The sequence below is a fragment of the Candidatus Liberibacter africanus PTSAPSY genome, assembly GCF_001021085.1.
Lineage (GTDB): Bacteria > Pseudomonadota > Alphaproteobacteria > Rhizobiales > Rhizobiaceae > Liberibacter > Liberibacter africanus.
Genome location: NZ_CP004021.1, coordinates 754688 through 769566, shown reverse-complemented (window position 1 = coordinate 769566; position 14879 = coordinate 754688). Strand labels below are relative to the sequence as shown.

Below are 14879 nucleotides of genomic sequence, written 5' to 3'. Positions count from 1 at the left end.
AACATAATGATGAAATATAATAAAAATGATAGATGTTCCCGTAAAATTATAATGTCATCGACAAAAAATATACGTATTTCCTAAAGCATGTTATATTTTGGTTTGATGAAATCATTACCCGATTTCATCATGAAAATTTGAAAATTTCCATCTTATATATGCATGGAAAGAATATCAGATAAAATCATATTTTTTTTATTGTCATTGCATCTTCCTTATTGAGAATATATTATGATCTCACGGAGAAATGTGGTAAAATGGGACTAGAAATTATAAAATTATAGATGTATGAAACGATATCAGTACGATTGTATAATGAAAGTTATATTTGATAGTATAGTTTCTATGTATTGCTTATCTGAAAGTGCTTCTATAGATCAAAAATAAAAGATTTTTTCCCCTATTCAAATAAAAGGAGCAAAACTGTGTCGCGAGTTTGTGAGTTAACGAAAAAAACTGTCATGTCAGGGAATAAAGTAAGCCATGCTAATAATAAAACCAGACGACGTTTTCTTCCAAATCTTTGCAAAATTACACTAATTTCAGACGTTATAGGACAAAAATATCAGCTACGTATTTCGAAATACGCCTTACGTTCCGTTGAACGCCAAGGAGGATTAGATCTATTTCTCTTGAAATCTAAAGAAGAAAACCTCTCTGCTCGCATGCGTATTTTACGTCGTCAAATACTCGAAAAAACGTCCGAAACGTCCGAAAAGTCTTCTTGAAAAAAAATTGCGAACGTATTTTTTTATTCACACTATTAAGTAAGTAAAAAGTTACAAATTAGCGATGATTTTTACGTTTTAAAAACTTCACGGGGATTTTTTATTCTATTTCTTGAACGCAGAGGATGCGATAGAATTATACAAGATATTGGAAAGAAGAGCATATATCCTGAAAGGATTAGATATTTTATCTAACAAAACCCAGATTTCTTTAATACCTGATATGCTTGGACAACAGCTTGAAAATTTTCTCTCGATCCACTGTATCCACCATTTGCATCGGGATGATGTTTTTTTACCAAATATTTATACCTTCCTCTTATCTCTTCGGAAGAAGAATCATATGACAAACCCAATATTTCAAACGCATTATACTGTATAGAATTTACACGGCTATCTGATTTATCGGCAAAATGGCCATAGGAACTTTTACAATCATTGAAAAAGGAGTCGTCTGCGGGATAACGTGCTGCATATAAATGAGATGTCCAAGTAAAACGATCCCCAGTTATTGCTTCCTTTTGGTAACGTCCAACTTCACTATCAGAAAGACCTACAAAATAATTATATCCCTTATTATATTTTTTTACGTGATCAAGACAAAAAACAAAAAAATTATCTTCGGCACCACTACCAACTGGAGCACGATATTCTCCTATAGCCTTGCAATCATCCCATTGACATATGGAAGATTTACGGCTTGGAGCGTTCTTTTTTCTTTTTTTACGAGTTCGAATACGATCGAAATACTTTGAATCAAGTTTCATGATGACTATTGTAACTGACTATACAAGATAAAACAAGAAAAGTTCCAAAAAATAACCATTATGATCACCATATACAATAAATAGGAAAAAAAATGCAAACCTATCACATATCACTTATCCACAGAATAACAGACAAAATCCGTATTGGATTATCTCCAGATGATTTACAAGTAATAAACGAAAGCCATCTTCATATCGGACATCAACCACAATTTAATGGACTTGGAACAACACACATCCGTATAAAGATTATATCTACACAATTTACAGGAATGAGTAGAATTTTAAGACATAGGAAAATATATGAACTACTACATCCCGAAATCAAAAAAGAATTACATGCACTATCTATAGAAGCTTTTTCTCCCGATGAAAAAAATACTCTTGAGGAACATTAGCGCATTAACCTTGCCATTTTCTTTACACAATTGCTCAATAACTACTTTTCTTATAATACTGTGTATTGTTCAAATTTTTACGTCATTTTCCCAAAATATTTTCGTCTTAAGAATATTTTTATTCGTATTTTCCCAACATTACATCCACATCACTTTCCAGAACATCTATTCTTTAAGAAATTTACTGCACTTATTGAGTTGTATATCTTATATTGCATTTTTTAGGATAAACACCAAATTCAACAATTATATTTAAAAAATATTTCTACAGCTCTTGCAATCTGATATTAATTTTTGTCCTTAGCTTTTGCTATTAGTTTTTTTGCTCTACATCATGGGATAAAATATTTTTCCCCGAATCTATTTGAATCCCTTAAAAGTAATAAAACCATATCAATAACTAGGATAGTATATTCGCTCCACTTACCGAGGGATGTTTTACCACCCTCACCTTTTCTATACATCATCAATCTCCTAAATCAACCAAAATAATTTGACAGAATCACCAAAATACCACTATGAAATCATCAATCAATTTGATTGATGAAGTTGATGTTGATGAATAAAATAAATCATAAATTTTTGTAGATAAGTAGATAACAAGAATCGGTTTTGAAACGTCTTGGAAAAAATAGAACAAAAAAAATTACGAAATCAAAACGTTATCAGCCTTTTTTTAGAAATGATGAGCTGTGAACGAGGATCTGGCATTAATACACTATCTGCTTATAAAAGAGACTTAGAAGAAATGCAATTATTCTTCTATAATCATAAAATATCACTATTAGAAGTTTCTACAGATCATCTTATTGCCTATTTACATGATCTTTTTCAAAGACAATTAGTAGCGAGTTCTCAAAGAAGAAAAATATCTGTAATACGGCAATTCTATAGTTTTCTTTGTTGTGAAAAACTTCGCAAAGATAATCCCGCTGACACCCTCACACTTCCAAAAAAAAACCATACGCTTCCTAAAATATTACACAAAAAAACCATAGCTAATCTTTTAGAACAAGCTCAAATAGAAGCGAACAATCCTTCTCCAGGTCAGTGGCAACGTATCCGTACATTTTTATTGATAGAACTATTGTATGCTACTGGTATGCGTGTAAGTGAATTAGTAACGCTTCCCTACCATACTATAAACTTAAAAGAACGTACAATGATCATTCGAGGGAAAGGGAATAAAGAGCGCTTGGTTATCCTTTCTCCTTCTGCATTACATGCACTACAAATGTACAAAAAAGCCCATTCTTCTACTAAAAAGATGAAAGATAGTCCTTGGTTATTCCCATCATCTGCAAAGTTAGGACATCTATCACGTCAAGTATTTGCAAGAGAATTAAAAGGATTAGCTTCTCGTGCAGGTATACAAAATGAAAGCATTTCTCCCCATGTAATACGCCATGCATTCGCAAGTCATCTTCTGGAAGGCGGAGCTGATTTACGAACTATACAGATACTTTTAGGACATACAGACATATCAACGACGCAAATATACACTCACCTTTTACCTTATAAACTGCAAAAATTAGTTCAAGATCATCATCCTCTTGCTAAGAAGAAAAAGAAATACTAGAATTAAGCATCCATCAAATATTTTTTACAGTGAGAGTACGTTCCTGCGATGCATCATTATCTTGATTTTGAAAAGCCAATATCTGATCTAGAAGCGAATATTCATGAACTTAAAAAACTATCTCACGAGGATGAGTGTAGTGATTACTCCGACAAAATTCATGAATTAGAAGAAAATGTTCGTAAAAACCTATGTGAGATTTATTCAAAACTCACCCCTTGGCAGAAAACTCAAGTTGCTAGACATCCTAATAGACCCCATTATATTGATTATGTAACTGCCCTTTTTACCCATTTTATTCCCCTGTCAGGAGATCGCCTGTTTGGAGATGATCCAGCAATGCAAATTGGTCTTGCAAGGTTTCATGGACAGCCTGTCGCGATTGTAGGACAAGAAAAAGGATCTGATACAAAGTCAAGGATCAAACATAACTTCGGTAGTCCACGACCAGAAGGATATCGTAAAGCTATACGTCTTATGCAATTAGCTGATCGATTTAAAATACCAGTCATATCATTCGTAGATACAGCAGGAGCATATCCTGGAGTAGACGCAGAAGCGCGTGGACAAGGAGAAGCAATTGCCCGTTCAACTGAAATGTGTTTGAAATTGCAAGTACCAATGGTTTCTATTATTATTGGCGAAGGTGGCTCTGGTGGAGCAATGGGAATCGCTGCAGCTAATTTTGTTTATATGTTAGAACATTCTATTTACAGTGTTATTTCTCCAGAAGGTGCTGCTTCAATCCTCTGGAGAGATTCTTCTCGTGCAGCACAAGCAGCCATGGCTATGAAAATAATAGCATCCGACTTAAAATCTATGTCCGTAATTGATGAAATCATTCCAGAGCCTGTAGGAGGAGCTCATAGAAATCCTGCACAAGCTATTTATTCTGTTGGCAAAGTAATAAACCAATTTTTATCAGAAACGGCAACATATTCCGGCGAAGATATTCGCAAGCACCGCCATGAAAAATATTTAAATATTGGACGAAACTTATAAGTAGTTATCAGTTGTAATGTTGTTTCTTAACCAGATAATCAAAAAATGAAAAATTTATATAATTTTTTACTATTCTCATTATTGATATTTCTCAATGGATGCCATCATCACCAGCCATTAATTGATAAAGCAGAGTATCCCCTACCAAATAGCCTCATTTTATCTATGATAAAAAACAAAACTACTGCTTATCAGCCTACTTTGATACGAATCTTTAAAAAGGAGAATATCCTTGAAATATGGAAACGTAATGATGATGCAAAATATGTTATGTTGAAGGCATATAAAATATGCGCATGGTCAGGCATAATCGGCCCTAAGATGGAAATAGGAGATAGACAAGCCCCTGAAGGATTCTACTATATTGGGTTGAATAACTTAAATCCTAATTCAAAATACTTCCTATCAATCAACATCGGATTCCCCAACGATTTTGATAAAGAACATAACAGAACAGGAAATGACATCATGATTCACGGCGACTGTATTTCTGCAGGTTGCTACGCAATGAATAACAAACAAATGAAAGAAATATATGCCATTGTACGGGATACACTCAGAGGAGAAATCCAGCCGTACATACAAATACAAGCATTTCCTTTCCGAATGACATCAAAAAATATGCGACGCTATCGCAATCATCCAAGTTATCCTTTCTGGAATATGATTAAAATAGGCTATGATTATTTTGAAGCAACTCATCAAGAACCCGTTGTACAAACACTCAATAAAAAATATATCTTTTTCAAAGAATCGTAATAAAAATATCGAGATGCCATTTTTATTAAACATTTTTTATTCATCATTATATCTCTAAACAACATATCTTATATGTTCACATCCTTAGCCTAATGAAAAATTGAAATAGTTTGAAAAAATATTCTTTTTTTACAGCAGTTATTCGCTTATTTTTTCCCAAAATAATACGTGTCAAAAAGACGAAAATACTTTTATCTGTGCGCCTTTATAATTGTGTGTATCATAAATTCCAGTTTGGTTTGTTGGGGAAGTCAATGATAAAATATTTTACACCACATAATTGTTTTTAAAAATTTTCAAATTTTAGATAGTACAAATTATATGTCTATTACATGTTTCCCATAGATTGTTTGGAATATTAAATAGAGCGAATCACCGTCAAAAAACATTCTTATATTTCTGCATCTTTATAAATATTCGCGCAAAAAGAGGAGACCTCCCCAGAAAATAGGCCATAATAAAAGGTCATACCACTAAAAAGTTGAACAACTTAATGCGAAAAACGCGACAACTATCCAACGTGTCACTTAAAGATAAAAATGTTTTTATCCATTATAAAAAATTGAACATAAACCACCAAAAAGCAATAAAAAAAGAGTATCAGCGCCTTTTGCCATGTATGTGTCAAATATTTTGAAATAATACTTTATATCAGTAATCTACTGTTATATTTTATAAAAAATTATCCTTTTTTCTGTGTAAAATCGCATAAAAATTTCTAAAGGCTTGTGTATAACAGATACATCTTTCTCACTATATTTGGTTATCATTATAAGATAGAAATAAACATAATTATCTCAATTACGTTCTATTTGTATAATTATTTAATATTGAAACATCATTTTTTAGTCTGAAATAGCTGTACTATTTGATAGTTATACAATATCTTGTGTATAAAATTGATCTTCTCAACTGTAGTAAAGATTCATCTTTGATAATGCTATTGTGCTGAGATCTATATATTACCAAAGAACCAGTGGTAGTCTATTAGCTAGGAGTAAAAACTATGGCAAGTATACGTAGCGCAGAAGAGAAAAAACAAGATTTTGATGCTCTACTCTTTCATGAAAAAATGCAAGTTGCGATTGAGTATCAGAATGAAGCTTGGGCAGGCGGTATAGCAGATGGCATAGAGCCAGAAATTATTGCTAATGCTGCTATTACTCAAGCAATTCGCGAAACAGTACGTATCCAAGGTGAAGACAAAGTAGAGTTATTACTCAATTCACTCATTTCCCGCATGTTATCAGGAGAATTTTCACCTGAAAGAGTTGTTCAGTAAAAAAAATAATTTTACTGAACAATGTAACTTAATCCTTATAATTCTTAGAAGAGATAGCATAACCGTAAAGGAGGTTTATCATATCTAAAAGCTATTAGTAATACATGCAATACGATCTTTTTGAGAAAATGAATGACATCTGTTTACCTATCTGAGCGATCCTTTGTTAAAGTTAGCGGTAACTCTTCTGTATCTTTTTTACAAGGTATTATCACAGCCGATATAACCTCACTGCCTTTGAAAATCTCACGTGGTAGTGCACTTCTTACTCCTCAAGGAAAAATTTTATTTTATTTTTTAATTAGCAAAGTTGAAGAAAACGTTTTCATGCTAGAAACAGACATGAATCAATGTGATTCTTTGATGGAAAGGCTTCTTTTCTATAAATTACGCTCAAATGTTACTATAGAAACTCAATCGACAGATGGAGTCACATTATTTTGGAATCAGGAACATAATTCCAATAATCTTTCCTTTGTTGATGAAAGATTTTCAATAGCCAATGTATTGCTTCATAGAACATTGGGGCATAATAACAACGCTACTTCTGATATCAAAACATATAATGAACTTAGAATTACTTATGGGATTGTGGATCCTGACACTGATTTTTTATCATCTACAATATTTCCCCACGATGCCTCGATGGACCTTATAAAAGGAATTTCCTTTACGAAAGGTTGCTATATTGGGCAAGAAGTCGTATCACGCATGCAACACCGTAATATAATACGCAGACGTCCAACAATTATCACAGGAAGTGATGCACTCCCCCCTAGAGGATCCTCTCTCATCGCTGATAATATAAAAATTGGAACACTTGGAGTCGTTGTAGGGAAAAAAGCTCTAGCAATAGCCAGAATAGATAAAATCAATAACGCTATGGTAAAATCTATGGAGCTAACCATTAATGGAATCAAGGTGAGATCTACTTTCCCCCAATGGTTAAAATAGAGTGATCTTATGTTAAAATGACAATTTTAACCATAAATACTGAGACATTAATAATAATTAAATGATAACTATTACCCGTATCACTTATAAATTACCCTTGCAGGAGAGATAATGAAAGAATATAATGACACCGTAGGGTTATTATATTACGTGGATAGTAAAAATAACTGTAGTATAATTGCTGTAGATTGAAGAACTTTTTTATTTTTCTAAGTGAATACACTGTATTATTTTTGAATAAAGTGTATTTGAGGAAATTTAAGTAACAGTCAGCAATATTCTTTTCTAGGTGATTTCAAGGAAATATAATATATGGTTACCTTATTTGCCTTTTTTAATTTTTTTTTAAAAACAGTAAAACGCACAATTATTTTAATTCCACTATTTTTAGTATCTAGCTGCTTCTTATTAAAGCCTAGAGCATATCTTGACAATTCTGAATACTTGGAAAATATGAATCACGACCAACTATTAGAAGTTAAAGATGCAATAGGCGCGCAATACAAAAGAAACACTAAAAACAAAATGGTAGGAATTGTGTATGCAGATGTACTAAGAAGAGTAGGAAACAATTCTCAAGCTCTTGCTGTAATGCAACAAATGGCTATACTTTATCCAAGAGATCAAGACGTACTTGCCGCTTATGCAAAAGCTTTAGCAAATGCAGGACATCTAGATGAAGCACTCGATGCTGTTTCTCGCGCACAAAGACCAGATATTCCTGATTGGAAGCTAGTCTCTGCTAAAGCATCTATTCTCGCTCAAATGGGGAAACATTCGGAAGCACTCGTAGAATATGAAAAAGCTCTAGAATTATCTCCTAATGAATCATCTATTGTTTCCAATATGGCTATGTCCTATCTCCTCATAGGAGATTTAAAAACAGCAGAAGAAAAACTATGGTATGCTTCCAAAATGGTAGGATCTGATAGCCGTGTACGACAAAACTTGGCGCTAGTAGTTGGCTTGCAAGGACGTATCCAAGAGGCATATTCCATAGCATCGAATGAGCTACCTCCTGAGGAAGCTAAGAGAAATATGGAATATCTCCGGTCAATTCTTTCTCAAAAAGATCCTTGGAAAAGAATAGCTAAAAAAGAGAATAGTCGTAATAAAAAAGAAAGATCTTTTCATTCAAACAAATAAAATAGTAAAAATAACTTCTAAAAATGTCTTTAATTGCATCTAATGTTTTTTAATGCGTGACGCACTACAATGCATTTTTATTTAAAATCAAGAAACGCCTTATATCCCATAAAAATCAAATTGAAACTCAATACCGTGATTTTTCAAATAATTGCGATATAGGCAAAAAACTCTGCTAATTACTTATTTTTTTATATTACCCAATCTTTTATTCACAACTATTTAGTTGTTGTTTTTACAACTATTTACAATATAAGATATACAAAACCTAATTGTTCTCTTACTCATCCTCATAGAAATAGAAATAGAAATCAAGGACGATATTTATTTTCAAAATAATGATTGAAATAATGATTGTAAGTAATGCGTAATAAAAAAATACGCTTATTTAAAAAAATATCTCTACAGACAATCCTATAAAACCAATTAATATTCTCCATAAGGCAAATGGAGTATATCCCTTCTTTGCTATAAATCTTAGCGAATATCGTATAACAATCAAACTTGTTATAAAAGAAGATATACAACCAATTATTATCTCTGTTCCCATATCATTAACTATAATGCTATAATTTTTATAAAAATCTAGCGCACAAGCACCTATAATTGTTGGAATTGCTATAAAAAAAGAAAATTCTGCTGCGGAACGTTTATCAGCCCCTAAAATTAATGCACCAACAATAGTAGCTCCGGAACGGGATACGCCTGGAATCATCGCAATACATTGAAAAAGACCTATTTTAATAGATAATAGTATAGGATATTTTTCAATACAAAAATACTTTGATTGAAACTTCAAACGATCAACCAATAATAATATAACCCCTCCTATAATCAGAGCGACATATGCAATTATCGTTTCTTTAAATAGTATTGATTTAATAAAGTTATACGCAAAAAAACCAACAACTGCTGCAGGGAAAAACCCAAAGAATAGAGTTAGTGAAAAATACCGTGTAGCGGCACTAAATGGGAAGAAAAAAAAAATAGAAACAATTCTATTAAAATACACATATAATAATGCAGAAACAGCTCCTAGTTGAACTAAAACGGTCAAAACACTTAAATCGACGCCTAATAAACGACTTACAAGCAATAAATGAGCTGTTGAAGAAACAGGCATGAATTCTGTCATGCCCTCTACTATTCCCAAAATAAGTGCGATAATTATAGAATATCTCAACATCATATCTCAAATATTTCGCTTGAGTGTTTAGCGGTATCTTGCATCCATTAACTCTACATAATACAATAAGAAAGAAAGGTTCAACTTAATCTTAATTATATTCACTCTTAAAGATCAAGGTAAATCCTTAGTACAATGTCCAGACTTTATCATTATCCTATATCATCCAGCTCACGATTCATAAGATTAATTCTTAGTGAATATGAATTTAAACCTGATATGATAGAAGAATACCCTTGGGGAAAACGCCGTGAATTTTTGGAGCTTAATCCATCTGGTACACTGCCTGTTTATGTAGACGAGCATATGCAAGCATTGTGTGGTTTTACCGTTATTTCTGAATATCTTGATGAAACATATGGTGATGTAACACAGAGGAATCGACTTCTTTCTACTGATCCATTACAAAGAGCAGAAACCCGTAGAATGATCGAATGGTTTATGCATCAAATGGAACAAGATGCTACACGACCTTTGGTGCATGAACGCGTTTATAAATTACACATGACCACTGAACAAGGAGGAGGATCTCCTGATTCTAAAGCGTTACGCATAGCACGGAATAATATCCGAGAACATCTAAAATATATCTCATGGCTCATCAAATCACGCTCATGGATTGCTGGGAATCATATGAGCTATGCCGATTTTGCAGCCTCTGCAACTATTTCGACACTTGATTATCTAGGAGAAATCGACTGGGATAATGCTCCTATTGTCAAAGAATGGTATCAACGTATGAAATCCCGCCCTTCATTCCGTCCTCTTCTGTCAGAACGTATCAGAGGATTACTTCCTTCTTCTCATTATACTAATCTTGATTTCTAAACATGGTGTATTGTTAATTACATGTGAAAAACACAATCTCCCCCGAATGTTTTTTAAAACTTATTTATGGATTAGGATCTAACGATGCATCTCATGATATTTGGTGCTGGTTATACTGGAAAGTTCATCGCAGATGAAGCATTACAAGCAGGAATACACACATCAGGAACTACAAGATCAGTATCCAATTTCCCAGAATTACAAAATAAGGGAATATCATCCTTTGTATTTGCTAATCAAAAAATAGATACCGCATTACGGGAAAAGCTATATTATACTACACACATCGTACAGTGTATTAAGCCTGGGAATGCAGGAGATCCATGTATCATATCCATGGGCGAAGATTTTCATAGATTAGTACCGCATCTCAAATGGATTGGATACCTTTCTAGCACAAGTGTCTATGGTAATCGTGAAGGACAATGGGTGAATGAAAATTCTTTTATACATCCAATTTCTTGCATCGCTACTCAACGAGTTAATGCAGAAAAAATGTGGCTATCAATAACAAAAAAACTTAATATTAAAGTCGCAATTTTAAGATTATCTGGAATTTACGGCCCTCAACGTAATCCTTTTATCACAATAAAACAAAAAAAATCACTACGATTAATCAAACAAAATCAAGTATTTAACAGAATTCGTGTAGAAGACATCGCTCGATCCGTTATTTTTCTGATAAATAATCATCTAGGAGGTATTTTCAATATCAGTGATGACGAACCTGCTCCTCCACAAAATATAATAATGGAAGCAGCTTCTCTTATGGAAATCTCTCCTCCACCAGAAAAATATTTTAATATAACCGATATATCGCCTATCACAAGATTCTTTTATGCAGATAATAAAAGAATATCCAATGCAAAAATTAAGTCACTCGGATTTCATTTTCTTTATCCCAATTATCGCATATCACTCAAACAATTATGGGAACAAATGAAAAACGTATAAAAATATACTCTATTTCTCAATATTACTGCGGATTATCAAAACTAAAAAGCTCGCTCTGTTCATCATAAGAGAAAAGTTCTGCATATCTTCCCCACGACACAACAGTCTCAATAGTTTCTTGCGCATATTCTTCAGACATATAATCTTCAAGTTCATTTCTAAATCGTGCAACAGGAGCACTATGCAATCTACGCTCATCAAGAACACGTCGAATAAGATTGACCAAAGGAACATGTTGCAAAAGCTGTTTTGCAAAAAGTCTTTTACGAGCGTCTGTACCCAGATTAGCAAATCTTCTTCCTGATTCTGTTAGTGTAATATCCCCTTCACTAAGATTAACTAACTGTAATAATTGAAGCGATTCTCCAATATGAAAGAGTCTATCTGCTTCAAGTTGAAAACTATTTGCCAAATCCGGCAAATCAGCTTTGCCATTATATGGAGGTGCCATAATGGCTTCAACAAGACCTGATAATAAATTTGTTGACACATGCCTCAAAAACATTCCTATCCCTGAACCTGGAGCATTTTCTAAAGTATTAAAACGTTTCTCCTCTTTTTTCGTCATAAGAGCATATATTTTTTCAACAATTTGTCGGAATTCCGGAGAAAGACGATTGCGTGGATGCGGAATAGAAATTAAAACTTCTTCCGCTATTCGACCAGGATTAGAAGAAAAAACTAACACACGATCACACATCAACACAGCTTCTTCTATATTATGAGTTACCATCAACATAGATTTAATAGGAAGTCGACCTTCCATCCAAAGATCTATAAGATCAGTACGTAAATTTTCAGCAGTCAAAACATCCAAAGCAGAAAATGGTTCATCCATTAATAGCAAACTAGGGAAAACAACAAACGCACGCGCAAAACCGACACGCTGACGCATACCACCTGAAATCTCTGTGATATGAGCAGATTCAAAACCATCTAATCCAATGAGATCTATCGCTGACAATACTCTTTTACGACGTTCTTCTTGATCTATCCCTCTTGCCTTTAAACCCAATTCAACATTTTCCAATACAGTCAACCATGGAAACAAGGCAAAGGATTGAAATACTACACTAATATCTTTTGGAGGAGATTTAACTTTTTCCCCTTTGAAGAGAACTTGACCTGAAGATGGAGAAACCAAACCTGCTATAATACGCAATAAAGTAGATTTTCCAGAACCAGAACGACCTAATAATCCAACAATTTCTCCTGAAGAAACATTAAAATTAACTTTATCCAATACAAGAAGATTACTGGACATCTTCTTAAGAAAAAAGCTTTGGCAAATATTTTGGATTTCTAAAAGACAATCAGCCTTAGTAGTAATATTTACCATGTTCAACTCCAAAATCATAAATATTAATTAAGACGCACGTGACGTGTACCATACAAATAAAGAGGATGCCATAAGAAACGATTCAACGATAAAACAAAAAAACACATAACAAACACACCAAGAGATACTTCTGGAAAGATTCCTTTTTCTGTAGCTTCTGCAATATAAGCGCCTAAACCTGTAGTTCTAAGATAAATATTCCCCCAGCTAACTACTTCTGACACAATACTAGCATTCCACGCACCTCCACATGCCGTAATAACCCCCGTAATGTAGTAAGGGAAAATTCCTGGAAGAATGATATATCTCCACCAACGCCAACCAGTAATATGGAAACTTCTCACAACCTCTTTAAAATCATTAGAAAAAGCACTAGCACCAGCAATAACATTGAACAAAATATACCACTGAGTCCCAAATATCATTAACAATGATAACCATATATTTGGATTCAAATGATAGTAAGAAACAACAGAAACTACGAAAGGGAAAAAAACATTGGCGGGAAATGCAGCTAGGAATTGAGCAAAGGGCTGTATTTTACTAGAAATACATGGACGAAGACCGATCCACACACCAATAGGAACCCAAATAATTGTTGCGACAATAATCAAAACAAGCACGCGTAACATTGTAATACATCCAAGCCAAAATACATGCAAGAAGTCAAGATAAGTAAAATGATCAGAGATATATCCGATAGATTTCCAAGCTATCCCAATGATAACACTATATACAACACAAAACCAAATAATATCTAATACATATGATATTTTCTCGTTATAATAAAGTTGGAGAAAATTTTTTGGAAAATTAAATTGTATTTTTTTAAATATAAGAAATAATTTTTTAATATTACTAGATAGTGGAAAGCGAAAATTCCAAGAACTACATCGTATAAAACACAAAAAATTTGTTTTACGAAATAAATATAAAACCCAAGAATCAGATGAATGCATTGGTACAGTTCTATCAAGAATAAATTTATTTGACCACGCAATCATAGGGCGAAATAATAACTGATCGTATAAAAAGATAACCCCTAACATTGTTAACATTGCGTATAAAACAGCCAATAAATTTCGTTCTTTAATTGCCAATGATATATAAGAACCAATTCCTGGAAGAGGTATAACGACATCTCCAACTACAATCATTTCAGAAGCTACGACGAAAAACCACCCCCCTGACATTGACATCATCATATTCCATACTAATCCTGGAATGCTGAAAGGAACATCTAAATGCCAAAATTTTTGCCAACCAGAAAGCCTAAAGCTATGTGATACTTCTTCCAAATCTTTTGGAATACTACAAAGAGATTGATACATACTAAAAGTCATATTCCATACTTGACTCGTAAAAATAGCAAAAATAGCTGCTATTTCAGCGCCTATAACTCTTCCAGGATATAAATTCATAAAATAAATCACTGTAAATGTTAAAAATCCAAGAATCGGAACAGATTGCATAACATCTAAAATAGGAACAAGAACCATACCTAATCGACGACTCTTAGCCGCAACAGTAGCATAAATGAAAGTGAACAACAAAGAAATGACTATCGCAATTAGCATACGCAAGGTCGTGCGAGATGCGTATTTAGGCAAAACATGTACATCAAGAGTAATAGGAACAATATTTACAATATCACGCGATACTGTAGTTTCTTGTATCCCATGGAAAAGAACAATGATTATCCCAACCACCAAGATAAATGCTAAAATATCAAAAATATTGGGGAAAGCTCTTCGCGATACAAATAATGGTAAGATATTATACAAAAAATTATTCCTCCCCCGAATTTGTATCAATCATATCTTTTAAACTTAGCGATCATAAATATCACACGATTAATAGATTTGTTGAGCAAGAAAATAAAATTTTTATCATTTAGTACAACAAATAAAAACTATCATATAAAAGTTATATGATAGCAAAAACGCACACTGCTATC

Annotated in this window: 14 protein-coding genes; 10 read left to right on the top strand and 4 right to left on the bottom strand. The window is 33.1% G+C overall.

Annotated elements, in window-relative coordinates; genetic code table 11:
* Positions 1 to 425: 425 nt before the first annotated feature.
* On the top strand, positions 426 to 728 hold the full coding sequence (gene rpmB / locus G293_RS03485) for a 50S ribosomal protein L28 (RefSeq protein WP_047264325.1): 303 nt from the start codon (positions 426 to 428) through the stop codon (positions 726 to 728).
* 191 nt (positions 729 to 919) lie between these two features.
* Here rpmB and G293_RS03480 read toward each other — a convergent pair whose 3' ends face one another.
* A complete protein-coding gene (locus tag G293_RS03480) occupies positions 920 to 1495 on the bottom strand; it encodes a J domain-containing protein (protein ID WP_047264324.1) in 576 nt (191 codons plus the stop codon).
* 92 nt (positions 1496 to 1587) lie between these two features.
* Between G293_RS03480 and G293_RS03475 the strand changes: the two genes are divergently transcribed.
* From G293_RS03475 to G293_RS03445, 7 genes are all read left to right on the top strand, one after another.
* A complete protein-coding gene (locus G293_RS03475; RefSeq protein ID WP_047264323.1) occupies positions 1588 to 1893 on the top strand; it encodes a BolA family protein in 306 nt (101 codons plus the stop codon).
* Positions 1894 to 2515: 622 nt separating this feature from the next.
* Entirely contained in the window at positions 2516 to 3472 is a 957-nt protein-coding gene (locus G293_RS03470) for a site-specific tyrosine recombinase XerD (protein WP_083965950.1), read from the top strand.
* A 48-nt stretch (positions 3473 to 3520) separates the two neighbouring features.
* Entirely contained in the window at positions 3521 to 4474 is a 954-nt protein-coding gene (locus G293_RS03465; RefSeq protein WP_047264322.1) for an acetyl-CoA carboxylase carboxyltransferase subunit alpha, read from the top strand.
* A 165-nt stretch (positions 4475 to 4639) separates the two neighbouring features.
* Positions 4640 to 5233 carry a L,D-transpeptidase family protein gene (locus tag G293_RS03460; RefSeq protein WP_244464363.1) on the top strand — a complete coding sequence of 198 codons (594 nt, stop codon included), beginning with the start codon at positions 4640 to 4642 and terminating at the stop codon, positions 5231 to 5233.
* A 1006-nt stretch (positions 5234 to 6239) separates the two neighbouring features.
* Positions 6240 to 6515, top strand: coding sequence for a hypothetical protein (locus tag G293_RS03455; protein WP_047264320.1), 276 nt, complete (start codon positions 6240 to 6242; stop codon positions 6513 to 6515).
* A gap of 132 nt (positions 6516 to 6647) precedes the next feature.
* Positions 6648 to 7469, top strand: a complete 822-nt coding sequence (ygfZ, locus tag G293_RS03450) for a CAF17-like 4Fe-4S cluster assembly/insertion protein YgfZ (protein ID WP_047264319.1) — start codon at positions 6648 to 6650, stop codon at positions 7467 to 7469.
* Positions 7470 to 7781: 312 nt separating this feature from the next.
* The gene (locus G293_RS03445) at positions 7782 to 8615 is read left to right on the top strand and encodes a tetratricopeptide repeat protein (protein ID WP_047264318.1); all 834 of its coding nucleotides are present in this window, start codon (positions 7782 to 7784) and stop codon (positions 8613 to 8615) included.
* Between the two features lie 388 nt (positions 8616 to 9003).
* Here the strand turns inward: G293_RS03445 and G293_RS03440 are convergent, their stop codons facing one another.
* The gene (locus tag G293_RS03440; RefSeq protein WP_047264317.1) at positions 9004 to 9801 is read right to left on the bottom strand and encodes an undecaprenyl-diphosphate phosphatase; all 798 of its coding nucleotides are present in this window, start codon (positions 9799 to 9801) and stop codon (positions 9004 to 9006) included.
* A gap of 135 nt (positions 9802 to 9936) precedes the next feature.
* Between G293_RS03440 and G293_RS03435 the strand changes: the two genes are divergently transcribed.
* Both G293_RS03435 and G293_RS03430 read left to right on the top strand, forming a co-directional pair.
* A complete protein-coding gene (locus G293_RS03435; RefSeq protein WP_047264316.1) occupies positions 9937 to 10629 on the top strand; it encodes a glutathione S-transferase family protein in 693 nt (230 codons plus the stop codon).
* Positions 10630 to 10713: 84 nt separating this feature from the next.
* Complete coding sequence (locus G293_RS03430) at positions 10714 to 11583, top strand: NAD-dependent epimerase/dehydratase family protein (RefSeq protein ID WP_047264315.1); 870 nt, start codon at positions 10714 to 10716, stop codon at positions 11581 to 11583.
* A gap of 22 nt (positions 11584 to 11605) precedes the next feature.
* On the opposite strand, the gene G293_RS03425 is transcribed toward G293_RS03430, so the two are convergent.
* Both G293_RS03425 and G293_RS03420 read right to left on the bottom strand, forming a co-directional pair.
* The gene (locus G293_RS03425) at positions 11606 to 12922 is read right to left on the bottom strand and encodes an ABC transporter ATP-binding protein (protein WP_047264314.1); all 1317 of its coding nucleotides are present in this window, start codon (positions 12920 to 12922) and stop codon (positions 11606 to 11608) included.
* Positions 12923 to 12945: 23 nt separating this feature from the next.
* The gene (locus tag G293_RS03420) at positions 12946 to 14499 is read right to left on the bottom strand and encodes an ABC transporter permease (protein ID WP_244464471.1); all 1554 of its coding nucleotides are present in this window, start codon (positions 14497 to 14499) and stop codon (positions 12946 to 12948) included.
* Positions 14500 to 14879: the final 380 nt, after the last annotated feature.

Excerpts from the sequence above, each read along its gene's own strand:
- G293_RS03480 (WP_047264324.1), bottom strand. The coding sequence starts at position 1,495 with ATGAAACTTGATTCAAAGTATTTCGATCGTATTCGAACTCGTAAAAAA.
- G293_RS03475 (WP_047264323.1), top strand. The coding sequence starts at position 1,588 with ATGCAAACCTATCACATATCACTTATCCACAGAATAACAGACAAAATC.
- G293_RS03465 (WP_047264322.1), top strand. The coding sequence starts at position 3,521 with ATGCATCATTATCTTGATTTTGAAAAGCCAATATCTGATCTAGAAGCG.
- G293_RS03460 (WP_244464363.1), top strand. The coding sequence starts at position 4,640 with ATGATAAAAAACAAAACTACTGCTTATCAGCCTACTTTGATACGAATC.
- G293_RS03455 (WP_047264320.1), top strand. The coding sequence starts at position 6,240 with ATGGCAAGTATACGTAGCGCAGAAGAGAAAAAACAAGATTTTGATGCT.
- ygfZ (WP_047264319.1), top strand. The coding sequence starts at position 6,648 with ATGACATCTGTTTACCTATCTGAGCGATCCTTTGTTAAAGTTAGCGGT.
- G293_RS03445 (WP_047264318.1), top strand. The coding sequence starts at position 7,782 with ATGGTTACCTTATTTGCCTTTTTTAATTTTTTTTTAAAAACAGTAAAA.
- G293_RS03440 (WP_047264317.1), bottom strand. The coding sequence starts at position 9,801 with ATGTTGAGATATTCTATAATTATCGCACTTATTTTGGGAATAGTAGAG.
- G293_RS03435 (WP_047264316.1), top strand. The coding sequence starts at position 9,937 with ATGTCCAGACTTTATCATTATCCTATATCATCCAGCTCACGATTCATA.
- G293_RS03430 (WP_047264315.1), top strand. The coding sequence starts at position 10,714 with ATGCATCTCATGATATTTGGTGCTGGTTATACTGGAAAGTTCATCGCA.
- G293_RS03425 (WP_047264314.1), bottom strand. The coding sequence starts at position 12,922 with ATGGTAAATATTACTACTAAGGCTGATTGTCTTTTAGAAATCCAAAAT.
- G293_RS03420 (WP_244464471.1), bottom strand. The coding sequence starts at position 14,499 with ATGCTAATTGCGATAGTCATTTCTTTGTTGTTCACTTTCATTTATGCT.